Source organism: Bacillus sp. FSL K6-0923 (assembly GCF_038630825.1).
In the GTDB taxonomy this organism is placed as follows: domain Bacteria; phylum Bacillota; class Bacilli; order Bacillales; family Bacillaceae; genus Bacillus; species Bacillus pumilus.
Map to the genome: position 1 here is coordinate 2,617,736 of NZ_CP152044.1, position 21,986 is coordinate 2,639,721.

At 41.1% G+C, this 21,986-nt stretch carries 22 protein-coding genes; 11 read left to right on the plus strand and 11 right to left on the minus strand.

Annotated features, from left to right (window positions below; genetic code table 11):
- Nucleotides 1-178: 178 nt before the first annotated feature.
- From MHI16_RS13375 to sppA, 6 genes are all read right to left on the minus strand, one after another.
- A complete protein-coding gene (locus MHI16_RS13375; protein WP_342497985.1) occupies nt 179-1,153 on the minus strand; it encodes a class I SAM-dependent methyltransferase in 975 nt (324 codons plus the stop codon).
- Nucleotides 1,154-1,241: 88 nt separating this feature from the next.
- Nucleotides 1,242-1,742: a thiol peroxidase gene (gene tpx / locus MHI16_RS13380; RefSeq protein WP_342497986.1), complete on the minus strand. Its 501-nt coding sequence runs from the start codon at nt 1,740-1,742 to the stop codon at nt 1,242-1,244.
- Nucleotides 1,743-1,854: 112 nt separating this feature from the next.
- Entirely contained in the window at nt 1,855-2,307 is a 453-nt protein-coding gene (gene ytfJ, locus MHI16_RS13385) for a GerW family sporulation protein (RefSeq protein WP_003216488.1), read from the minus strand.
- A 14-nt stretch (nt 2,308-2,321) separates the two neighbouring features.
- Complete coding sequence (locus tag MHI16_RS13390) at nt 2,322-3,029, minus strand: DUF2953 domain-containing protein (protein WP_058015137.1); 708 nt, start codon at nt 3,027-3,029, stop codon at nt 2,322-2,324.
- Between the two features lie 98 nt (nt 3,030-3,127).
- Nucleotides 3,128-3,649: an RDD family protein gene (locus MHI16_RS13395; RefSeq protein WP_061409079.1), complete on the minus strand. Its 522-nt coding sequence runs from the start codon at nt 3,647-3,649 to the stop codon at nt 3,128-3,130.
- A gap of 14 nt (nt 3,650-3,663) precedes the next feature.
- Nucleotides 3,664-4,665 (minus strand): signal peptide peptidase SppA, encoded by a 1,002-nt coding sequence (gene sppA / locus MHI16_RS13400; protein ID WP_012010881.1) that lies wholly within the window; start codon nt 4,663-4,665, stop codon nt 3,664-3,666.
- Between the two features lie 445 nt (nt 4,666-5,110).
- Between sppA and MHI16_RS13405 the strand changes: the two genes are divergently transcribed.
- From MHI16_RS13405 to MHI16_RS13450, 10 genes are all read left to right on the plus strand, one after another.
- A complete protein-coding gene (locus MHI16_RS13405; RefSeq protein WP_003216672.1) occupies nt 5,111-5,914 on the plus strand; it encodes an NAD kinase in 804 nt (267 codons plus the stop codon).
- Nucleotides 5,915-6,166: 252 nt separating this feature from the next.
- Nucleotides 6,167-7,609 (plus strand): DEAD/DEAH box helicase, encoded by a 1,443-nt coding sequence (locus tag MHI16_RS13410; protein WP_058015075.1) that lies wholly within the window; start codon nt 6,167-6,169, stop codon nt 7,607-7,609.
- 188 nt (nt 7,610-7,797) lie between these two features.
- Nucleotides 7,798-8,853, plus strand: coding sequence for a fatty acid desaturase (locus tag MHI16_RS13415; protein ID WP_058015074.1), 1,056 nt, complete (start codon nt 7,798-7,800; stop codon nt 8,851-8,853).
- A gap of 115 nt (nt 8,854-8,968) precedes the next feature.
- Nucleotides 8,969-10,105 carry a sensor histidine kinase gene (locus tag MHI16_RS13420; protein WP_058015073.1) on the plus strand — a complete coding sequence of 379 codons (1,137 nt, stop codon included), beginning with the start codon at nt 8,969-8,971 and terminating at the stop codon, nt 10,103-10,105.
- On the plus strand, nt 10,102-10,701 hold the full coding sequence (locus MHI16_RS13425; protein ID WP_058015072.1) for a response regulator transcription factor: 600 nt from the start codon (nt 10,102-10,104) through the stop codon (nt 10,699-10,701). The genes MHI16_RS13420 and MHI16_RS13425 overlap by 4 nt, the downstream gene beginning before the upstream one ends.
- 201 nt (nt 10,702-10,902) lie before the next feature.
- The gene (locus MHI16_RS13430; protein ID WP_061409084.1) at nt 10,903-11,823 is read left to right on the plus strand and encodes an iron-hydroxamate ABC transporter substrate-binding protein; all 921 of its coding nucleotides are present in this window, start codon (nt 10,903-10,905) and stop codon (nt 11,821-11,823) included.
- 110 nt (nt 11,824-11,933) lie between these two features.
- On the plus strand, nt 11,934-12,623 hold the full coding sequence (locus MHI16_RS13435) for a response regulator transcription factor (protein ID WP_342498174.1): 690 nt from the start codon (nt 11,934-11,936) through the stop codon (nt 12,621-12,623).
- Nucleotides 12,623-13,627 carry a sensor histidine kinase gene (locus MHI16_RS13440; RefSeq protein ID WP_339163459.1) on the plus strand — a complete coding sequence of 335 codons (1,005 nt, stop codon included), beginning with the start codon at nt 12,623-12,625 and terminating at the stop codon, nt 13,625-13,627. The genes MHI16_RS13435 and MHI16_RS13440 overlap by 1 nt, the downstream gene beginning before the upstream one ends.
- A gap of 105 nt (nt 13,628-13,732) precedes the next feature.
- The gene (locus tag MHI16_RS13445) at nt 13,733-14,494 is read left to right on the plus strand and encodes an ABC transporter ATP-binding protein (protein WP_012010889.1); all 762 of its coding nucleotides are present in this window, start codon (nt 13,733-13,735) and stop codon (nt 14,492-14,494) included.
- A complete protein-coding gene (locus tag MHI16_RS13450) occupies nt 14,484-16,421 on the plus strand; it encodes an ABC transporter permease (RefSeq protein ID WP_342497987.1) in 1,938 nt (645 codons plus the stop codon). The genes MHI16_RS13445 and MHI16_RS13450 overlap by 11 nt, the downstream gene beginning before the upstream one ends.
- Nucleotides 16,422-16,460: 39 nt before the next feature.
- Here MHI16_RS13450 and MHI16_RS13455 read toward each other — a convergent pair whose 3' ends face one another.
- Complete coding sequence (locus MHI16_RS13455) at nt 16,461-17,813, minus strand: amidohydrolase family protein (RefSeq protein WP_144462554.1); 1,353 nt, start codon at nt 17,811-17,813, stop codon at nt 16,461-16,463.
- Nucleotides 17,814-17,917: 104 nt separating this feature from the next.
- Nucleotides 17,918-18,505: an NAD(P)H-dependent oxidoreductase gene (locus tag MHI16_RS13460; RefSeq protein ID WP_058015064.1), complete on the minus strand. Its 588-nt coding sequence runs from the start codon at nt 18,503-18,505 to the stop codon at nt 17,918-17,920.
- Nucleotides 18,506-18,622: 117 nt separating this feature from the next.
- Between MHI16_RS13460 and MHI16_RS13465 the strand changes: the two genes are divergently transcribed.
- Nucleotides 18,623-19,069, plus strand: coding sequence for a MarR family transcriptional regulator (locus tag MHI16_RS13465; protein WP_268496744.1), 447 nt, complete (start codon nt 18,623-18,625; stop codon nt 19,067-19,069).
- Nucleotides 19,070-19,153: 84 nt separating this feature from the next.
- On the opposite strand, the gene MHI16_RS13470 is transcribed toward MHI16_RS13465, so the two are convergent.
- From MHI16_RS13470 to MHI16_RS13480, 3 genes are all read right to left on the minus strand, one after another.
- Entirely contained in the window at nt 19,154-19,768 is a 615-nt protein-coding gene (locus tag MHI16_RS13470; protein ID WP_061409100.1) for a LysE/ArgO family amino acid transporter, read from the minus strand.
- 127 nt (nt 19,769-19,895) lie between these two features.
- The gene (locus MHI16_RS13475; RefSeq protein ID WP_061409103.1) at nt 19,896-21,476 is read right to left on the minus strand and encodes an acyl--CoA ligase; all 1,581 of its coding nucleotides are present in this window, start codon (nt 21,474-21,476) and stop codon (nt 19,896-19,898) included.
- Between the two features lie 225 nt (nt 21,477-21,701).
- Entirely contained in the window at nt 21,702-21,914 is a 213-nt protein-coding gene (locus MHI16_RS13480; RefSeq protein ID WP_024424829.1) for an alpha/beta-type small acid-soluble spore protein, read from the minus strand.
- Nucleotides 21,915-21,986 lie beyond the last annotated feature (72 nt).

The following is a 21,986-nucleotide window of genomic DNA, read 5'->3' on the forward strand; positions in this document are numbered from 1 at the left end:
GTGCTATATTCAACCTGTATGACGGGTCTTTTATAGTTTAACGATAAGTCCGAAAAATATCTGACTTTTTCATTTAAACATTGAAAACTTTGCATTTCAAGTGCACCTTTGAACTGTTACCGCTTACATCGATAAGTCGTTATTTTCTGAATAATAAAAAAGCCAGACATCACTCTGGCTATTCTTTCGTTTCTTTTTCTTCTATAAACCATTGGTCTAATTTTCTCATGACACCCACCATTGATTCTTTTTGTGAGAAAGACGGCAGATTGGCAAACAGCATCCGTTTTGGTGCTTCGAGCCCTTCCTTTTTCTTTTGCATCACAAACAAGCTTTTGGCGTGCTTTTTGTCTTTGAACATGGAAACCGGCAACTGAATTAATGCATTCATATATGCCTGATCTTTGATAAAGTCCTTTAATTGCACGCTTTCTTTTCCTTCAAACAAATCGTTTGGAATGATGAAGAACAAGAAGCCGCCTTCTTTTGTATAACGAAGGCTTTGTTCAATAAATAAATAATGCGCAAAGGCATGTCCTTCTTTTGCCTTTAATTCATAGTCTGCTGCACGTTCATCATTTGGATAATAACCAACTGGCAGACTGCATACAGTGACATCTACTGGAGAGATCAAAAGCGGCTCAAGGCTGTCTTGATGGAAAAGCTCGACTTCCTTCTCTTCCAAATTCGCCTGTGCCCATGCAATTTTAATGAGGACATCATCAATTTCAGACGCAAAGCCGCGCTTTGTTTCTGCAGTCAGATTATTTAAGACAGCAAGCAATAAGTTCCCTGTTCCTGCTGCTGGATCAAAGACAACTAGCTCTTTTTGACCTTTTAAAAATTTATTCACCAAATAGCTGACAAACAGCCCGATCGTATCTGGGGTCATCTGACGATTTGGATGGGAAATATCCTTTTGTCCTTTCAATACGGCGAGCTGAAACGCTTTACGAATCTGCTCATGATCATAAGAGGCAAAATCTGCTTTCTCTATTACATCCTTTAGTAAACCGTCTCGATCATTTGCTTGGAAAAAGGCTTCTCCTGCTTCAGCCAATGCCTCAATATAGGAAATACTTTGTGCCTTTTTTAATCGAATAGAAGCTGTATCGAGCAGCTCAAAAATCGTACTTACTTGATCTTTCTGCAATGCTTTTCTCTCCTCGCTTTGTTAAAAGCTATATGTTCTCATTGAAAAGAGCCCCAGTATGAAGCCGGAGCTCTTGTCGATGCTGCTTTTATAACAGTGATTTTGCAGCTTCAATGGCTTTTTCATAATTTGGGTGATTCGTTGCTTCGCTTACGTATTCAGTGTAAACCACTTTCCCATTAGTGTCTAATACGAAAACTGCACGCGCCAATAAACGCAATTCTTTCATATATACACCGAATGCTTCACCAAATGACATATCTTTGTGATCAGATAATGTTTCGACATTTTCAATTCCGTTTGCTCCGCACCAGCGTGCTTGTGCAAATGGAAGGTCTGCACTAATTGTATAAATATTGACCGGACCTAAACCGGCTGCCTCTTCATTGAAACGTCTTGTTTGTGCGTCACACACACCTGTATCAATAGAAGGAATCACTGAGATGATCGTCACTTTTCCTGTTAAATCTGAAAGTGAAACTTCCCCTAGTGAATTCGTTAATACCGTGAAATCTGGAGCCTGCTCGCCTACTTTTACTTCATTTCCTACAAGCGTGACAGAACTCCCTTTAAATGTGATCGATGCCAAAATAATTCCTCCCTTATCAAATGTATGGTTCTATCATAGTAGAGAAAGCAAAAAACTGCAAAGCCTAATCGTCGCTTTTGAAAAAAAAGTTAACTGCAGCGCAGCTAACTTTTTAAAGGTCTATGTCATCTAGTTTTCGTTCTTTATGACGGTTCTCCCGTTCATCCTTCTTAAACATGTGCTGAAGACGTTCAATTGCTTGAGGAGCAGAATCCAATATTTTATCAAGCAGATGTGTATGTTCATCCAAATGAAGCATTCGAACGCCATTTGTTCCGACAATTAAGAAGGCGATTGGTGTAATAGACACACCTCCGCCGCTTCCTCCGCCAAATGGGAGTCTCGGTTCTTTTCGTTCTTGATCATCAGAACGTTTTTCTTTCTTTTGGTTCCCGTTAAATTCACTACCGCCGGCTGCAAATCCAAAACCAACCTTTGACACAGTAAGAATGACACTGCCATCAGGGGTTTCGACTGGATCGCCGATGATCGTATTCACATCTATCATTTCTTTTAAGTTTTCCATCGCTGTCTTCATAAGACCTTGGATTGGATGATCTGCCATTTTCGGGTTCCTCCTTAAACAGATGATTCATTCTTCGTTGCTTGAAGAGAGGCACTTTTTCTCGCCTTTCTTCCTTTTAACCAATGGACAAGTAAACGAATGGCTGCAAGCATAGCATGTCCAATACGAAAATAAGCTATACATGTAAACTGGGTCTGTGACACATTGTGTTGAAAGGCAGGAATAACTTCATATACCGGTTTATGCTTAAAGGTGAGATGCTCCTGCATAAAGGCGAGCAATGCTCCTTTGACTGACCACACCCCGCCGGCTGCTACACCTGTTAAAGCGGCGTCATGAAAACCGATCCATGTTGACCAGTGAAACGATACAACCCTCATGTGAATGAAGAATTTACGCATGATCCGGTTTAAATCGACGATCTCTTTTGTGATGCGCTCCATTTGATGAAGGATTTGCTTCATATCACGCTTTCCCACTTTTTTATGTATGGATTCTTTTTCGTGACTAGGGGTTTTGGCGCTCGCCATCTTCTTTTCACGTATATCAATCGTTTGATCTTCTGGATTGATCCTCACCATCGGAATGTCTTTTTTGAGTCTGATGATTCCATATAAAGTGATGATCTTCAGTGCAAGGTGGTCATTGTCATTTGCATGTGAATAATCCAGTGAAATGGTCACTTTCATGAAGATCAATAAGATCCCAAGGAACAAAAAAGCTGCGATCCAAACGTAAAGCACTGTGCTCACTTCCTCTATAACAAATGATGCTTCCTCTACGATTATGGCTCTCATTCTGGATTTTATACCCAATCATAAAAAAAGAGTTTGACCGGTACCCGGCCAAACTCCTCTGATTATACGTTTGCTTCTGTTTTTTCATATAGGTGTTCATGGACGACCACCGTATCGGCAAAGTAATCATGAACCCCTTGCTTTTTCGGTGTGAACCCAACAACAGCATAGAGTACAAAAAGCGTATTAATATAGCGTCCCACAATCTCTCTAAAGAAAATGACATCCCATGCCAGTTTCTTCTCAGGCTGAAGTGAGACCACTTTGATCCCAAACACCATTTTTCCAAGCGTTTGTTGAAAGATTTTCGTCATGATGGCGAAATAAAGCAGGAATACAATCGTCGTTGTGACAGAGAATGGAGAAAACCATCCTCCTCCTTTGGACCAGCCAAACAGACTAAAGATTGGAGAAACCGTCAAATGGTTGACACCCCAGACGACGAGCCAATCAAGAATAAACGCCCAAAACCTAATCCAAAATCCTGCAAACGCCTGTGCTTCAATCATTGCACGTTTCGCAAGAGCCGGATTCGATTCTTCTTGGCTTCGGCTTTCGGTTACTTCATCGAATGTAGAATCCATCTATGATCCCTCCTTTATTTTGAATAGAGATACATCGGTTTAGACCCATTTGAGCCAGCCAGTGTTTCTTTTAGATTGAGAAAATCAATTTCACTTTTAAAGAGTTTGCTTGCGCTCATATTGAAGAGAGAGTTCCAGCCGAAGCTTTGAGAATAGCTGATCACTGTCGCTCCTTTTAACCCTTTTTCATTTTTCTTCATTGCTTTGATTGCATCTTCATAATATCCAAGCTCATCAACTAATCCGTTCGATTTTGCCTGTGTTCCGTCATAGACCCGGCCGTCAGCAATTTTCTTCACGTCTTGTTTTGACATGCCGCGTCCTTCCGAGATCACTTTGACAAATCCTTCATACGAGTTATCAACCATGCTTTGCATGATGTCTCGCTCATCTTTTGTCATATCACGATTTGGTGACATGATGTCTTTGAATTTTCCGCTCTTAATTGTTTCGTATTTAATACCTAAATTATCTGCCAGCTTTGAATAGTTCAAACTTTGCATGATCACACCTAAAGACCCTGTTAATGTTTCAGGTGAAGCAAAGATTTTCTTGGCTGGAGTTGATACATAGTAGCCGCCAGACGCTGCCATTGAGCCCATGGAGACGTAAATCGGCTTCTTCGCTTTTTTCACTTCTTCTAATTTTTTATGTATTTCTGCACTTTCATAGACACCGCCGCCAGGAGAGTTAACGCGCAGCAGTACACCTTTTACTGAAGCATCATCTTTCGCTTTTTCTAGTTCCTTGAGGAATGCACGATGATCATAACCTTCTCCGCCTAACAGACTTGATGCGCCGCCATTATCTTGAATGGTTCCATTAATCTCAAGAACCGCAATTTTTCCAGCACCGCTTCCATCCTCTAGTACCTTCTCTTCTATTTCATCCCCAAATTGATAGCTCATTTTATTGTCATTGAAGCTTTCATACAAAGCGGTCGTGACACTAATCACAATTGAAAATCCGAAAACTCCAAGTGCAATGATTAACGCTACCCATCTTTTCGCATTCATCTTTTTCTCCTCCTTTTTGTCTCTCTTCATTGATACGAATATTCACATGAAATGTTTCACAGGAATTGTGGTTTTTTTACATTTCATTTCATCATATGATAGCACCTCTCTTAATTCACGATCAACTTTACATCGTCTGCCAAGTAATACGCATGACGAAAAATTGGCTTTTTTCTCCTCTCTCTGCACCTAATAGGCTAGAGCTTCACCACAACGAAACACCTAAACCACTCTTTCATGAGAAAACAGCTATTCAATTATGCTCAAATTCTGCCCTTTTCAAATCCCTTACATTGACTCATTTCTCAAAATGAATGCCATTATCACGGAGGTTTTTCTAATATTTTTACTTTCATATGAAAAAAGTGTAAAATGTGAGCAAGGCTTCATATGTAAGCCCTTTATTACTTTAAATCTACTTTTGACAACGAAGGGGAGAACGTCAATGACAGACAATCGTCGCAATGTATTTTTCTTTTACAAAAAAGATCATGAATTGGATGGACACATTTCTTCTCTGGAGAAGCTCGCTACCGATCAAGGCTTTCAAGTCGTCAAGCGTGCAGAGGATGCCCATATTATTGCTTCAATTGGCGGAGATGGCACATTTCTTCAAGCAGTCCGTAAAACGAACTTCCGGGATGACTGCTTATATGTAGGGGTATCAAAAACAGAGAATTCGCATTTATACTGCGATTTTTCATTAGAACATTTTGATAAAATGATTGATGCCATGAACACTGAACAGATTGAAGTGAGAAAATATCCGATCATTGATGTAAGCGTTGACAGTACAAACCAGTTCCATTGCTTAAACGAACTGTCGATCCGCTCAAGCATTATTAAGACATTTGTGATCGATGTGTATATAGATGATTTCCACTTTGAAACATTTAGAGGAGACGGAATGATTATTTCTACTCCGACTGGCTCAACAGCCTACAACAAATCGGTAAACGGTGCAGTGGTTGACCCGATGCTCCCTTGTATGCAAGTCACAGAGCTCGCTTCGCTAAACAACAACTCGTACCGTACACTCGGTGCTCCTTTCATCTTAAGCAGTGACCGCAAGCTAACACTGAAGGTTGTGCAGGACGGAAACGACCATCCGATTATCGGGCTTGATAACGAAGCACTTGGCACAAAACACGTCAAACAAATCGACATCGGCCTTTCAGGAAAAGTCATTAAAACGGTGAAATTAAAAGACAACTCCTACTGGGAAAAAGTAAAACGCAGATTCCTTTAATCAAAAAGCTCCTTTATGGGGCTTTTGTTTTCTTTTCAGCGTGATAGAAAACCTTTGAAGTCTAGGAAGAGTGAGCACCGGAACGGAGCGAATTTGACATTCGTGAGTACCGGAGCGCAAATCTGACACCGAATGCGAGGGTTTGTCTACACGCTGAAAGCTCCTTTACGGGGGTTTTTTTCGTGTCTTTTCATTCACGGTCATGATTATGGTATGATGTCACAAGTATGAATGTACGAAAAGGAGAACACGATGACATTACAACAATTTGATCAATATCCATTAAGCGATGATTTAAAACAAGCGCTAAAAGCACTTCACTTCCATACACCTACACCTGTTCAGCACGAGACATTATCCGTTGCTTTTTCAAAGCAGGATCTGATCGTCAAATCTCAAACAGGCAGCGGCAAGACGGCAGCCTATGGTTTGCCGATTTGTGAAATGGTCGATTGGGCTGAAAATAAACCTCAAGCCCTCATCCTCGTTCCAACGCGAGAACTCGCCATGCAGGTCAAACAGGATCTCACAAGCCTTGGACGATTGAAACGAATTAAAGCCGCAGCCATTTATGGAAAAGCCCCTTTTCAAGCTCAAAAAGTAGAGCTTGCACAAAAAAACCACATTGTGTGCGGAACACCGGGACGAGTCTTGGATCACCTTGAGAAAGGTACTCTTTCCTTAGAAAACCTTAAATTTTTTGTATTAGATGAAGCGGATGAAATGCTGAACATGGGGTTTATTGATCAAGTCTCTTCTATTATTCAGTATCTGCCGCCAAAGCGCATGTCAATGCTGTTTTCAGCGACCATGTCTGATGAGATGAAGAAATTAAGTGAACAGTTTTTACATTCACCAAAAGTAATTGAAATTGCACGGGAAGAAACGTCTGTACCACAAATCACTCACACCGTGATTGAAACGGAGGAAGAAGCGAAATTCTCTCTTCTTCAGCGTACGATCGTGATTGAAAATCCAGATAGCTGCATTATTTTCTGTAATACACAGGACCGAGTGAACGAACTCACAATGAAGCTGGATGAATGGGATGTGCCTTGTGACAAAATTCATGGAGGCATGAGACAAGAAGACCGCTTCGCTGTCATGGATGAATTCAAAAACGGTGAGTTCCGTTATTTGATCGCAACCGATATAGCAGCCCGGGGTATTGATGTCAGTGATATGACACATGTGATTCATTATGACCTTCCCTATGAAAAAGAGCGCTATATTCACCGAACAGGAAGAACGGGCAGAGCGGGAAAAAGCGGAAAAACCATTGCGTTTATGACGAGAAATGCAAAGCCTCTGATTGATGAATTAAAAGAGGAAGCAGGTATTGATTTCAAGACGCAGCCATACCCAACAAAGGAAGACGCAGAGCAGCATGTAGAAAGCTTTGAAGAAAAGATTGAAACGCCGATTCAAAAGGAAAATAAACAGGCAGGCGTTGAAAAGGATATTATGAAGCTTTATTTTAACGGCGGGAAGAAAAAGAAGCTGCGGGCTGTTGATTTCGTTGGGACCATTGCCAAAATAGAAGGCGTTGCCTTTGATGACATTGGGATTATTACCATTCAAGATACGAAAACATACGTCGATATTTTAAACGGCAAAGGCCCTCTTGTGCTGAACGCCATGCGCCACACAACCATTAAAGGCAAGCAGTTAAAAGTTCATGAAGCACGTCAATAAAAAGTGAAGGCTAAGCGCCTTTACTTTTTTATTTAAAATAAAATAAGCTTACAACCCTTGAACCATCAGCCTTTCCTGCGTCCAACATGACAAATGTCATATTGAATACATGATGGGTGCTACTATGAGCATGACACCTTTCCATCTATACTTTGAAGTAGAAAGAAACGGAAAGGACTTGAACGTTCATGACGACTTCAACAAACACACAGCAGCAAGCCACTTTAAGAAAACAAGTTGGCCAATTCTCTGGTGCTAATTCAAAAAAAAGTATCACTCAACTCTTTAATACATTCATTCCATTTTTGGGGCTTTGGTTTCTTGCCTATTATAGCCTGAACATCTCCTACCTTTTAACCCTCTTCTTTGCGGTTATTGCAGCTGGTTTTTTAGTACGTGTCTTTATTATTTTTCACGACTGCTGCCATCAATCCTTTTTCAAACAGAAGCCACTGAATCACCTGTTCGGTTTTGTAACGGGCGTACTCACCCTTTTCCCTTATCTTCAATGGCAAAGAGATCATTCAATTCACCATGCCACAAGCAGTAATCTAGACAAACGAGGTACTGGCGACATTTGGCTCCTGACAGTCAAAGAATATCAAGAAGCATCAGCTTGGACGAAATTCCGCTACAGATTTTATCGTAATCCTTTTGTGATGTTTATTTTAGGACCGATCTTTGTTTTTCTCTTAAAAAACCGTTTCAACGTCAAAAATGCTCGTAAAAAAGAGCGCTGGAACACGTATTTCACAAACGTGAGCATCATTGCGCTAGCAGCTGCAACGTGTCTACTTTTTGGCTGGCAGGAGTTCCTGCTTGTCCAAGGTCCAATCTTCCTGATCTCAGGATCAATCGGTGTATGGCTGTTTTATGTGCAGCATACATTTGAGGATTCTTACTTTGAAGAAGATGAACATTGGAATTATGTGCAGGCAGCTGTAGAAGGCAGTTCTTTTTACAAATTGCCAAAGCTTCTTCAGTGGTTAACAGGCAATATCGGCTATCACCATGTCCACCATTTAAGCCCGAGGGTACCAAATTATCACTTGGAGCATGCACATGATCATAGTGAGCCGCTTCAAAATGTTCCAACCATCACTTTAAAAACAAGTATCGAATCAATGAAATTTAGACTTTGGGATGAAGAAACGAAAGCATTCGTTACCTTTAAAGAAGCACGGCAATCTAAGAAGATGCCCGCACCTGTCATTAAAGGAGACATTCTGAAGAAAAATGCATAATTGGTGCAAGCTCTTTCTTACACTAGAAGGAGCTTGTTGCCATTTACAGGATGCAACCATATGTTGAATTTGATAAAGTAAGGAAAAGAACGAAAACGGAAAAGGTGACACACGGATGAAAAAACAGTTTAAAATTCAAAAATTGCATGGGATTTCTCCCTATATATGGGCCATTTTTTTCATCCTGCCCTTCTATTTTATCTTAAAAACGCCTACGACTTTAGGTATTGTCATTGGCATTATTTTGAATGTGGTTTTTTTCGGAGTGTATCGTTTTGCCTTTGTCGCAAAAGGATGGGCTTTATATGTACTCGGTCTTTTATTGATTGCGATTTCTACAGGCTATGTGATGCTCTACAGCTATATTTATTTCGCTTTTTGCATCGCCTATTTCAATGGGCACATTAAAAGAAAAGTCCCTTTTTATATTTTATACTATATTCATCTAGGGAGCGCCGCCGTAGCAGTGAACTTTAGCTTGATTTTAAAAAAGGGATGGTTTCTCACACAAATTCCTTTTGTTGTGATCACACTCATTAGTGCCATTCTCCTTCCTCTCAGCATTCGAAGCCGAAAAGAACGTGAACGCCTTGAAGAGAAATTAGAAAATGCCAATGAACGGATCGCCGATCTTGTAAAGCTTGAAGAAAGGCAGCGCATCGCACGTGATCTGCATGACACCCTTGGACAAAAGCTTTCTCTCATTGGCTTAAAAAGTGATCTTGCCCGTAAACTCGTCTATAAAGATCCTGAACAAGCTCGCGCCGAACTGAAAAGCGTCCAGCAGACAGCCAGAACGTCTCTTAATGAAGTCCGCAAGATTGTTTCTTCCATGAAAGGCATTCGAATCAAAGATGAACTGTCGAACATCGAGCAAATTCTCGAAGCAGCGGGGATTGAATTGATTTATGATGAAAAGGAAGCGCCAAAACGCATCTCTCTTCTTAACGAAAACATTGTGAGCATGTGCATCAAAGAGGCCGTGACAAATGTCGTCAAACATAGTGATGCGACCGTTTGCAAAATCACCATTCATCAAAAATCAAAGGAAGCTATCATCACAGTCGAGGATGACGGGACATTTAAAGGCGATGATCCACTCTCTCCAATGAAGGGGCATGGCCTTTTAGGAATTAGAGAAAGATTGGAATTTGCAAATGGGCGCCTGCGTATTGAGACAAAGGACGGAACAAAGCTGATCATGAGCATTCCAAATGATTCAGCAGCAAAAGACAAGGAGGGGATGAAATGATCAACATTTTTATCGCAGAAGATCAGCAAATGCTGCTCGGTGCGCTCGGTTCACTTCTTGATTTAGAAGACGATATGACGGTTGTTGGAAAAGGTACGAACGGCCAGGACGCCATCGATTTTGCCAAAAAACACCCTGTTGATATTTGCTTAATGGATATTGAAATGCCAGGAAAAACGGGACTTGATGCAGCGGAAGAGCTCAAAGGAACAGATGTAAAAATCATCATTTTAACGACCTTTGCCCGCTCTGGTTATTTCCAAAGGGCGCTCAAAGCTGGCGTCAGCGGCTATATGCTGAAAGATAGTCCAAGTGAAGATCTGGCAAGTGCCATTCGCAGTGTGATGAAAGGGAAAAAGGTGTACGCCCCTGAATTAATGGAAGACTTATATAGTGACGAAAACCCTTTAACAGATCGAGAGAAATCCGTACTTGAACTCGTCGCCGACGGCAAAAACACAAAAGAAATTGCTAAGGAGCTCAGCATTAAAAGCGGCACTGTCCGAAACTACATTTCCATTATTTTAGATAAGCTAGAAGTGAAAAACCGCATTGAAGCCATTACACGCTCAAAAGAAAAAGGCTGGTTTAAATAAGAAAAAAGATCAGGACACATGCTGCCTTGATCTTTTTTTCTACCAAAAATCTCCTCTCCTATTTTTTATCACCAACGATCAAAATGTAATTGACAACAGACCGCACTTCTATGATATGATATCCAAGTGATAATAATTATCATTATCACTCATACAATCAAATACCCGGCTTATGTGCCGATTTCAAAGGAGTCTACATTCATGAAGAAAATATTGTTCCCTCTGATGCTCATCTTTGTACTTGCATTGAGCGCATGTGGCAATAGCAGCAGCTCTTCCTCAAATAAAGGAAATCAATCAACATCATCAGACAAAATTACATATGAATCTGAAAATGGCCCTGTGAAGCTGCCAGCGCACCCAAAACGTGTCGTTGTACTTGGTTCCTACACAGGTAATGTCATGTCACTTGGTGTGAACCTGGTCGGCGTCGACTCTTGGTCAAAAAAGAACCCTCGCTTCCAAAAGGAATTAAAAAATGTGGAAGAAGTGTCGGATGCGAATGTCGAAAAAATCATGAAGCTTAAGCCTGATGTCATCATTGGCTTAAGCAATACAAAAAATGTAGAAAAACTTAAAAAAATCGCACCAACCGTCTTGTTTACGTATAACAAAGTCGATTACCTTCAGCAGCATATTGAAATTGGAAAAGTATTAAACAAAGAAAAAGAAGCCAAAGCATGGGTAAAAGATTTTAAAGAACGCACAGCTGAAGCAGGAAAAGAAATTAAAGCAAAAATCGGTAAGGATGCGACAGTTTCTGTATTTGAAAGCGGCACAAAAGATCTTTACGTGTTTGGAGATGCATGGGGCCGCGGCACAGAAATTCTCTACCAAGCAATGAAACTAAAAATGCCTGAAAAAGTGAAAGAAAAAGCATTAAAAGCTGGATACTATGCCGTTTCACAGGAGGTCATTCCTGAATTTGCTGGAGACTATATGATCATTAGTAAAAACAGCGAAATGGACAATTCCTATCAAAACAGTGAAATCTACAAGTCCATCCCAGCTGTGAAAAAACATCGTGTGTATGAGGCAAATGCAGAAGAATTCTATTTTAATGACCCACTCACACTCGAGTATCAACTATCATTCTTTAAAAAGCACTTCTTAGGTAAATAAACTGAAGCAAGGGAGCCCTTCCCTTGCTTTTTTCTTGTCTGCTTCTAGCGGCAGCGTCTTTTTTCCGCTACAATTACATACAAGCGAATACAAAAAGTGTGGTGCTGGTTTTGTTTAAAATTTTACTGATTGAGGACGATACAACCCTCTTCCAAGAAATCAAAGAACGTCTAGTGAACTGGTCCTATGATGTATATGGGATTCACGATTTTCAACAGGTGATGCAGGAATTCACTTCTGTTCAGCCTGATCTCGTCATTATCGATATACAGCTTCCAAAATACGATGGTTTTCACTGGTGCCGGATGATTCGGCATCATTCAAATGTACCGATCATCTTCCTCTCCTCTCGTGACCATCCTGCTGATATGGTCATGTCCATGCAGCTCGGTGCCGATGATTTTGTACAAAAGCCCTTTCACTTTGACGTGCTCATTGCCAAAGTCAGTGCCGTTCTTCGCAGAGTGCATGATTATAATGCAGAACCGGCCAGCTTAAAGGTATGGTGCGGCGCTACGATTGATCTAGAAAAAAACACCGTGACCAATGATCACGGTGAAGTGGGATTAACGAAAAATGAACTGTTTATTCTCAAGGAATTGATTCAGCATAAAAATCATATTGTCAGCCGGGAATCACTCATTCAAGCATTGTGGGAGGATGAACGGTTTGTCAGTGACAATACACTTACTGTGAACGTCAATCGCCTTAGAAAAAAACTAGATGAGATCTCCCTTGGTACCTACATTGAGACAAAAGTAGGCCAAGGTTATCTTGCAAAAGAAAAGGATGATCAATGATGCTGCAAGCATTTTTAAAAGAACGAAGAAGCTGGATTCTGTTCTTTCTTAGTTTGCAGCTCCTCATTCTGTTTGTTGCTTTTTTGGATACGACCATTCCAATGGCGTCTCTTTTTTATATTGTATTATTATCTACGTTTTTCATGAGCGTCTTTCTCTTTTTCCGATACCGTAAAGAAACGGCGTATTATGAGCGTCTGAAAGAATGGGATGATCATATTGATCATCAAATGCGGCTTACTCCATCTTCCCCATTTGAGCAGCTTGTACATGATGCGACGTCTGAGCAAATTGACCGCTACCGGAAAATGGCAGTAGAACAACAAATCGCCCTTGAAGAAGAGAAAGATGAATTGCTCTCATGGATACATGAAGTGAAAACACCTCTCACAGCGATGCACTTAATGATTGACCGCTTAACAGAGCAGCCGCTGAAATCGAATATGACGTACGAATGGCTCAGAATTCATTTATTACTCGATGCCCAGCTGCACCGAAGCAGAATACGTCATATCGAAAATGATTTATTTATTGAACAGCTGGACCTGCAAAGCATCCTAGCAAAGGAAATCAAAGCGCTCCAATCATGGTGCATGCAAAAAGGGATAGGGTTTGAACTCACGCTAGAAGCACGTCACGTATTAAGTGATGCAAAATGGCTATCCTTTATGATCAGACAGGTGCTTACAAATGCAGTCAAGTATAGTCATTCGTCTGATATTGCCATTGAAAGCAAGCAAATCAATGAGCAAGTGATGCTGACGATCACAGATCAAGGCAGAGGAATAGATCCAAGAGACCTGTCTCGTATTTTTGAAAAAGGCTTTACCTCAACGAGACATCACAATGACACCGCCTCAACAGGAATGGGGCTTTATTTAACGAAAAAAGGAGCAGACGCTCTTCATATCAAAATCGAGGTCAACTCCACGATAGATCAAGGCACAACCTTCACCTTCATCTTTCCGAAAAAAAATGATTTTGTGCATATTGCGAGCATGTGACAACAATGTCACATGCTCGTCTGTTTTGTTCGCCAAATCGAAGGAAGTGCGGCGGGCTTCTTTTTATACTAGAGGTATCAATTAAATAGAAAAGGGGATCGACAAATGAACATTTTAGAAGCTCGCAAAATATATAAAAGCTACGGAAATAAATTCAACAAACAAGAGGTGCTGAGTGGCATTGATTTGACCATTGAAGCTGGAGAATTCGTCAGCATCATGGGGCCATCGGGCTCGGGGAAAACAACTCTTTTGAACGTATTGTCCTCTATTGATCATGTGTCCAGCGGATCCATTCGTATCGCAGATGCTGAGATGACACAAATGAAGGATCAGCAGCTTGCAGAATTCAGAAAAAAGCAGCTTGGCTTTGTTTTTCAGGATTATAACTTACTTGATACACTCACGGTCAAAGAGAACATCCTCTTGCCCTTATCCATCTCCAAAACGCCGAAAAAAGAAGCTTTTGAACGTTTTCAACAGCTTGCTGAGGACATGGGTATCTATGAACTAAGAGACAAATATCCAAACGAACTCTCTGGCGGACAAAAGCAGCGGACATCAGCGGTTCGTGCCTTCATTCATGAGCCGAGTCTTATTTTCGCAGATGAACCTACCGGAGCGCTTGATTCAAAATCTGCATCTGATTTACTCAATAAGCTGCAAGATTTCAATCGAAAAAGAAAAGCGACCATTGTCATGGTGACACATGATCCTGTCGCAGCGAGCTATTCAAGACGCGTCATTTTTATCAAGGACGGGCAGATTTATACTCAGTTGAATAAAGGTGCTTTAGAGAGAAAGATGTTTTTCGAGGATATTATGAAAACGCAAGGTGTTTTAGGCGGTGTGAAGCATGAACATTAATCAGCTCATCCTCCGTAACTTGAAGAAAAATTTTAAAAATTACTATTTATATGTGTTTGCTCTCATGTTTAGTGTGGCGCTTTACTTTTCTTTTGTCACCTTGCAGTATTCACCAGCACTTGATGATGTAAAAGGGTCCATTAAGGGCGGTGCGGCGATCAAAGCCGCTTCTGTACTGCTCATCGCCATTGTTGGGATCTTCCTGTTATATGCGAACAGCATTTTTATTAAACGCAGAGGGAGAGAAATAGGCCTCCTGCAGCTCATTGGCATGACGAAACAAAAAATTGCCAAACTGCTTAATGCAGAAAATTTTATTCTATACGTATTCTCCATGGCTGTTGGCATCATAGCTGGATTTATCGGTTCCAAACTCATGCTGATGGTGCTATTTAAAGTATCCGGCGTCAGCGCCATCGCCAATCTGCACTTTTCAGGCATGGCCCTTTTGCAGACACTGATCGTCTTTTTCATCATCTATGGATTAATCATGTTAAGAAATAGATGGTTTATTAATAGACAGACCATTTTATCTTTGTTTAGAACTACGTCTTCTACAGAGCAGCGTGTGAAAAAAATCTCTGTGTTTGAAATTATCATTGGGGTTCTAGGTATTGTCTTGATCAGCTCAGGCTATTATATTTCTTCTCAGCTTTTTACCGGCTCATATACGTCCATGCTTGAGTTATTGTTAGCCATGATCTATATTCTAGCCTCTGTCATTATTGGTACCTTTCTTTTCTATAAAGGTTCTGTTTCATTCATTGCCAATATCGTACGTAAAAGAAAAAATGGCTATCTCGCCATTCATGAAGTCCTGTCTCTCTCATCTATTATGTTTCGGTTAAAATCAAATGCACTGCTTTTAACGATTATTACAACTGTATCTGCACTTGCCATCGGGTTGTTATCTTTAAGCTACATTTCCTATTACTCAGCAGAAAAAACCGCTGAACAACAGATTCCATCCCATTTCGTCATGGGCTCAGAGAAAGAAGCCGATACCTTCACTCGTGCACTTTCTGACAAACATATTGCGTATGAAACAAAACAGTTCAAGGTCATTCAAGCGAAGTTTGACGCAAAGAAGATCATGGATTCAGAGATAAAAAATATGAATAATGATCCAGGCGTCTTAACACTGGCTGTGATCAGTGAGAAAAACGCACCAAATATTCATGTGGAAAGCAACGAAGTCATCTTAAGCGGCTACAGTGATATATTGAAGAAATTCATGCCGATTCAAAACTCAGGTGATGTGAAACTACTTATCAAGAAACCCCTTGATTTAAAGGTCATTGATATGAAGAAAGATTACCTCATCTCTTACAAATTCACTTCTGGTGGTCTGCCTGTTGCCGTCGTCAGTCAAAGTGTCTTTGAGCAGCTTGACCAGCAGAAAGATCTTAAGCTGCAACTTGAGAATAACCAATATAATGCGGTCAATATAAAAGATGATCAAAACCTTGAACAAGCGAATGATGTGTTTACCTCTTTAAAACTAGGTGACAACAGCATGTCTCAATTAGCTTCAGCTCAGCAGCAAAAGCAAACAATAGGACTGATGATGTTTGTGGTTGGATTTCTAGGTCTAAGCTTCCTTGTCACATCAGGCTGTATTTTATACTTCAAACAGATGAATGAAAGTGAAGAAGAACAAAGCTCTTACACGATCTTACGTAAGCTTGGCTTTACAGAGAAAGACCTATTAAAAGGCATCCGACTCAAACAACTGTTTAACTTTGGGATTCCGCTCATCATTGGATTGCTGCACAGCTACTTTGCTGTACAGTCAGGCTGGTTTTTATTCGGCGGTGAATTGTGGACTCCAATGCTCATCGTCATGTCGATTTATACGGTTTTATATTCTATCTTTGGATTCCTGTCTGTCCAATATTATAAAAAGGTCATTAAAGAATCCTTGTAATCTAATCCCCATAGGCAGCTGCCTATGGGGATTGTTTGTTTATGATGGAGTTGATTCAAACTTGTGCGATAGAATATGATCTCTTGCCGCATAAGCTTTCCGTTTGACCTCTTCTAGGTTCACACCGACAAGTTTTCCGTTTCGTTTCACTGCTTTTCCAGCCACATAAACAGAATCAACATTTGAAGGGTGTGCCGTTTGTACAACCGCTCCAGCCGGATCTGTCATCGGCAGAAGATTCATGCTTGTCCGGTCGATTAGGATGAAATCAGCTTCTTTTCCAGGTGTGAGCGAGCCAATTTTATGATCAAGCTGTAATGCACGAGCCCCATTGATCGTCGCAGCCTCAAGCATTTGTTGAGCAGAAATTCCAAGTTCAGGCCCCGGCATGATTCCCTCCATCAGCAATGCTTGATTTTGGAGCGCGCGCTCTGCCTGAAGTCCGAATTTCATTTGAGCAAACAAATCTCCGCCTGTCGCTGTAACCACGTCTACACCGAGCGTTGGAAGAACACCTTGTTCAATCGCAAGTCCTGTCACAGGATAACCGTGACCCATCATCATTTCAATTTCAGGTGTAATGGATATGGAGCTTCCGCTGTCTGCCAGCATCTTCATTTGATCTGCATCGATTGCATTGATATGCACCATGTTGAGGTCAGGTCCAAGTAACCCTGCTTTGTGAAGCCGCTCAATCGAACGATCCTCCGCTCCCCAGTTCCCAAAGCCAATATGCATACTGCATAGAGCATCTAGAGACCGGGCTGTCTCAATTTCAAATACTGAAGTTTCCCATGAAGAAAACTCTGGTCCACGAATCGCAAGCCCCATTGTCAAAAGCTGATCTGACGATTGAAAATGCGTTTTTTTCACGCGTGCTGCGTCCTCCATATTGGTGAGCGTGCTCTCCCTATCCCAATACTCAGCATCTCCAGAGGAACCGAAAGCAAAAACAGCTCGAATGCCCGCATCCTTTAATCCTCCGATGAGCTCTTCTGTATGATCCATTGAATTGATCATCGTCCAGTCTAAACATGTGGTCACTCCTGCATCTAATGCCTCTAATGCCCCTAAATAATTCGCGATTCGATCATCGGATGGGCGTCTCATCGCACCATAGTTTCCGTAATAGATTTTGCTCAAATATGTCTGCAAAGACCAATCTGTGCCTATGCCTCGAATGACTGACTGCCACACATGACGATGTGTATCCACAAGCCCTGGCATGATCACCATATCGGACGCATCGACAATGTCAGCATCATTTGCTTCAATGAAAGGTCCAACCTCTAAAATGTGTGTCCCTTCAATTAATAAATCTCCTTTTTCTAAAAAACCTAAAGTTGGATCAAGTGTTAAAAGCGCCGCATCTTTAAACAATGTTTTCTTCATCCATATCCCCCTTTTCAAATGACGAGGAAGAGTTCTCCCACCCTCACTGTCATTTTAAAACATAAAAGGATCCAATTAGAAGAAAAGTGACTTCACTAACTGTTTTATGAGCTGATTTTTCTGAAATAGTTATAGATTCGTTTTAATTTGACGTCATGTTTTCCTTTTGGGCTTTCCATCATGCCGAACTCAAAGAACTTCACAGGTTTGATTCCGACATATTGTAAGAGGGCTCGTTTCATTAACACCTTGTGTGCATTTTGCAAAAAGAAGAGAGGGTAGTTGGTTGGCCCTTGCATCGTCGATACACAAACAGCACTTTTTCCTTTTAACAGTCCTTCTGGAAGCAGCCCGCCTGTTTGACGATAAGCAAAATTCGCAGCAAACATGCGGTCAATAAAGCCAAGCAGCATGGCTGGCGGTCTTCCCCACCAAATAGGATATACGAACACGATTTTGTCCGCCCATTTGATCTTCTCCTGATACACCCGAATGTCAGGGTCCTTATGCATGTCACGCCTTTTTTTCTCTTTATTAAAAATCAGCACAGGGTCAAATTCTTCTTTGTATAAATCGATGATTTTCACTTCATGAACTAGTGGATTTTCTTCACTGCCTTTCATGATTTCTTTTAAGAAAGCACCATTTAAACTATTGTGATGGGGGTGAGTATAAATAATGAGTACATTCATGTATGAGCTCCTTTTATTATCATTTGATAACTAAATGATATACCCCTGTTGGATAGTTGTCAAATGATAATTGTTTTTTGATAATAATTTTGGTATGTTACGTAGGAGGTGATAAACATGAAACATCCCCATTTCTTCAAGGAATTCGTAGCATTTGCTTCTACTTTTTCAGAACTAAAACATGACCTAATGTACAAAGTCAAACCAGCTAACTTAACGACCTTACAATACTTGATACTAGAGCAGCTAGCTGTCAGCGAGCCGCTTACGCCAAGTGAAATTGCCGACTGTCAGCACATGTCTCTTCCGAATGTCAGCAGAGAACTGAAAAAACTACACGAGAAACAATTCATTGATAAAGAAGAAGACCGTGATGACAAACGAAAACACGTCATTAAGCTATCTGACAAAGGCCGTACTTGTATGAATGAAGCCTTCCAACATATCGAAGGGGTGCTATTAGACAGCCTATCTTCCTCCGATATAGAACAAATGGATGATATCGTACAAGCTCTCCGCCTTTTAAATCAAACGATTTTCAAAAAAGAACCTAAAAAAGCATGAGCGTATCGCTCATGCAAAGAAAATACAAAAAAGCGCAGGCCTCTCATCTGCCCAAACGCTCCTCTCTATTTTCTCTATGTACCTTTATACAATCAATTGATACGCAATGTATAACGCGACAAGCCAGATCATGACCGCTGAAGCTTTATTGATACGGTTCATCCACTTGCCGTTTGTATCTAACTTCCCTAGCATCTTCCCTAAAAGAGCGAGCCCAATAAACCATAACCAGGACACGATGATACAAGCGAGTGTAAATGCCCATTTTTCTGCCCCGCTATATTGAAGCGAATTTGTGCCAATCACGCCAATGGTATCAAGAATGGCGTGGGGATTTAAAAGTGAAACTGAACAGGCAAAGAGAATTTGTTTTCTCGCAGGCATGAATTCCTGCTTCTCTTTAGCATCTGTTGATGAGCTTGTGTTCCATACGGACCATCCCATATAAACTAAAAAACAAAATCCAATGAGATAAAGACACATTTGTAGCATAGGAATGGTGAACACCACAACAGAAACCCCAATGACAGCTAACGCAATTAAAAGTGTGTCACAAAGAGCAGCAGTGATCACGACAGGTAAAGCCTGATATAATCGCGGCTGAAGGGCTCCTTGCTGAAACACAAATACATTTTGTGCGCCTAATGGTAAAATGAGGCCAAAGGCAAGCACAATTCCATGAATGATGGCAATGAACATCTTCTAACATTCTCCTTTTCCAGCAATTCCTACACATTTTAACATAAAACATCATGATCGCTTCCAGATTTGTTTTTCCATAAAAAAAGCGCTGGATGCTTTCATCCAAACGCTTTTCGTTTATTCATCATGATCCTTTTCGTGCAAGCTCTCTTTCTCTCAGCTCGACACGACGGATTTTCGCTGACGGTGTTTTTGGCAGTTCGTCAATGAATTCAATTTCTCTTGGGTATTTGTAAGGTGCTGTTGTGTTTTTCACATGAGTTTGCAGCTCTTTGATCAGCTCATCACTTTGCGCTGATTCATCACGCAGGACAACATATGCCTTCACGATGGATCCTCTGATTTCATCTGGACTCGCCACAACCGCACATTCTTTAACTGCTGGGTGTTTAATCAGTGCATCTTCTACTTCAAACGGCCCAATGGTATAGCCTGAGCTGACGATGATATCATCTCTGCGGCTTTCAAACCAAAAGTACCCATCTTCATCCTTTTTCGCACGGTCACCGGTAATAAAGTAATTCCCGCGGCGCTGCGTCTTTGTACGCTCTTCATCTTTGTAGTATTCCTTAAATAAAGCCGGCGTTTCGAGATGGACCGCAATGTCACCAACTTCTCCAGGAGCGCACACGCTGCCGTCCTCATCAATGATCTCGACTTCGTTGCCAGGTGTGGGTTTCCCCATACTGCCAGGCTTGATGTCCATTCCTTTTAGCACCCCTACGAGCAGTGTGCTTTCTGTTTGGCCATAGCCGTCTCGTACTTCTATATCGAAATGCTTTTTGAATGTATCAATGACTTCACGGTTGAGCGGCTCTCCCGCAGACACGGCACTATGTAGCTTTGGAAGCTCGTACTGACTTAAGTCATCTACTTTCGCCATAAATCGGTATTCTGTCGGCGTACAGCATAGGACATTGATTTCATTTTTTTGAAGCAGCTCTAAGTACGTATTTGGATTGAACTTCCCTCCGTATACAAAGCCTTCTGCCCCGCTTCCTAACACAGATAAGAGAGGGCTCCATACCCATTTTTGCCAGCCTGGTCCTGCTGTCGCCCATACTTTATCCCCTTCATTAATGGAGAGCCATGCTTTGGCAGCAGTGCGTAAATGTGCATATGCCCAGCCATGTGTATGAACAACCCCTTTTGGGTTGCCTGTTGTACCAGATGTATAGGATAAGAACGCCATATCTGTACGTGTTGTCGGAGCCATTTGCAGCTCGCTTGATTGCTCTTCCTTTTGCGCAAGAATGTTTGTCCACCCATGATCGTTTTCACCGATTGAGAATGTTTTAAAATCGTTTGGCTGGTTGGTTCCGTCGAACGATTGAATGAATGAAGAGTAAACGATCGCTCCCTTTGCTTCTGCATGTTCAATTCGGTAATCTAAGTCTTTTGCACGCAGCATTTCTGAACAAGGAATGACGACCATTCCTGTTTTCAAGATCGCTAAATAAATGCTATATGCTTCTAGCATGCGCGGCACCATCACAATGATTTTATCGCCTTTTTTAAAGCCTGCATTTAATAATACATGACCAATTTTATTTGCTTCTTCCACTAAAGATGCATACGTCACATGTGCTTCGTAGCCATTTCCATCCTGCCAGTGCAGGGCCTTTTTCTCCTTGTCATGACTGAACGCTTCAATCTCACTGACTAAGTTATATTGTTCTGGTGCAATTAAGTCTTCTCTTTTCATGGTACAGCTCCTTTTAGCCTCTTTCTATGAAACGAAACATGTTTCAATTTACCTATTCTAACACTCATAACTGAAAAATGCTTGGATTAGGACCTACTCCTAGTATTATGCCATAATTTTTTCATTCCGTCTTCTTTTTTGTAAATATTCAAACTATTTTTATGTACAAATAGAAAAGAGCGGGAATGATCCCGCTCCTAAGCCATAGCTTTTTAATTGTGTGTCTTAGAAAGATCCGCCACCCATATGTTGTTGAGCGTAAGATACAAGACGCTTAGTGATTTCTCCACCAACTGATCCGTTAGCACGAGAAGTTGTTTCTGCACCAAGGTTTACTCCGAATTCAGAAGCGATTTCGTACTTCATTTGGTCGATTGCTTGTGCAGCGCCTGGTACTAGTAATTGGTTAGAACTGCTTTGTCTGTTTTGTTGAGCCATGTGTTCTCACCTCCTTGTGAATATAGAATGTGTAGAAACACATGACTTCATGCGATTGTTTTTATGGTAATT

What these genes read in the sequence shown, in the direction of transcription:
- ytfJ (WP_003216488.1), bottom strand. Translation starts at nt 2,307, where the DNA reads ATGGCAGATCATCCAATCCAAGGTCTTATGAAGACAGCGATGGAAAAC.
- MHI16_RS13395 (WP_061409079.1), bottom strand. Translation starts at nt 3,649, where the DNA reads ATGGATTCTACATTCGATGAAGTAACCGAAAGCCGAAGCCAAGAAGAA.
- sppA (WP_012010881.1), bottom strand. Translation starts at nt 4,665, where the DNA reads ATGAATGCGAAAAGATGGGTAGCGTTAATCATTGCACTTGGAGTTTTC.
- MHI16_RS13405 (WP_003216672.1), top strand. Translation starts at nt 5,111, where the DNA reads ATGACAGACAATCGTCGCAATGTATTTTTCTTTTACAAAAAAGATCAT.
- MHI16_RS13410 (WP_058015075.1), top strand. Translation starts at nt 6,167, where the DNA reads ATGACATTACAACAATTTGATCAATATCCATTAAGCGATGATTTAAAA.
- MHI16_RS13415 (WP_058015074.1), top strand. Translation starts at nt 7,798, where the DNA reads ATGACGACTTCAACAAACACACAGCAGCAAGCCACTTTAAGAAAACAA.
- MHI16_RS13420 (WP_058015073.1), top strand. Translation starts at nt 8,969, where the DNA reads ATGAAAAAACAGTTTAAAATTCAAAAATTGCATGGGATTTCTCCCTAT.
- MHI16_RS13425 (WP_058015072.1), top strand. Translation starts at nt 10,102, where the DNA reads ATGATCAACATTTTTATCGCAGAAGATCAGCAAATGCTGCTCGGTGCG.
- MHI16_RS13430 (WP_061409084.1), top strand. Translation starts at nt 10,903, where the DNA reads ATGAAGAAAATATTGTTCCCTCTGATGCTCATCTTTGTACTTGCATTG.
- MHI16_RS13440 (WP_339163459.1), top strand. Translation starts at nt 12,623, where the DNA reads ATGCTGCAAGCATTTTTAAAAGAACGAAGAAGCTGGATTCTGTTCTTT.
- MHI16_RS13445 (WP_012010889.1), top strand. Translation starts at nt 13,733, where the DNA reads ATGAACATTTTAGAAGCTCGCAAAATATATAAAAGCTACGGAAATAAA.
- MHI16_RS13450 (WP_342497987.1), top strand. Translation starts at nt 14,484, where the DNA reads ATGAACATTAATCAGCTCATCCTCCGTAACTTGAAGAAAAATTTTAAA.
- MHI16_RS13455 (WP_144462554.1), bottom strand. Translation starts at nt 17,813, where the DNA reads ATGAAGAAAACATTGTTTAAAGATGCGGCGCTTTTAACACTTGATCCA.
- MHI16_RS13460 (WP_058015064.1), bottom strand. Translation starts at nt 18,505, where the DNA reads ATGAATGTACTCATTATTTATACTCACCCCCATCACAATAGTTTAAAT.
- MHI16_RS13465 (WP_268496744.1), top strand. Translation starts at nt 18,623, where the DNA reads ATGAAACATCCCCATTTCTTCAAGGAATTCGTAGCATTTGCTTCTACT.
- MHI16_RS13470 (WP_061409100.1), bottom strand. Translation starts at nt 19,768, where the DNA reads ATGTTCATTGCCATCATTCATGGAATTGTGCTTGCCTTTGGCCTCATT.
- MHI16_RS13475 (WP_061409103.1), bottom strand. Translation starts at nt 21,476, where the DNA reads ATGAAAAGAGAAGACTTAATTGCACCAGAACAATATAACTTAGTCAGT.
- MHI16_RS13480 (WP_024424829.1), bottom strand. Translation starts at nt 21,914, where the DNA reads ATGGCTCAACAAAACAGACAAAGCAGTTCTAACCAATTACTAGTACCA.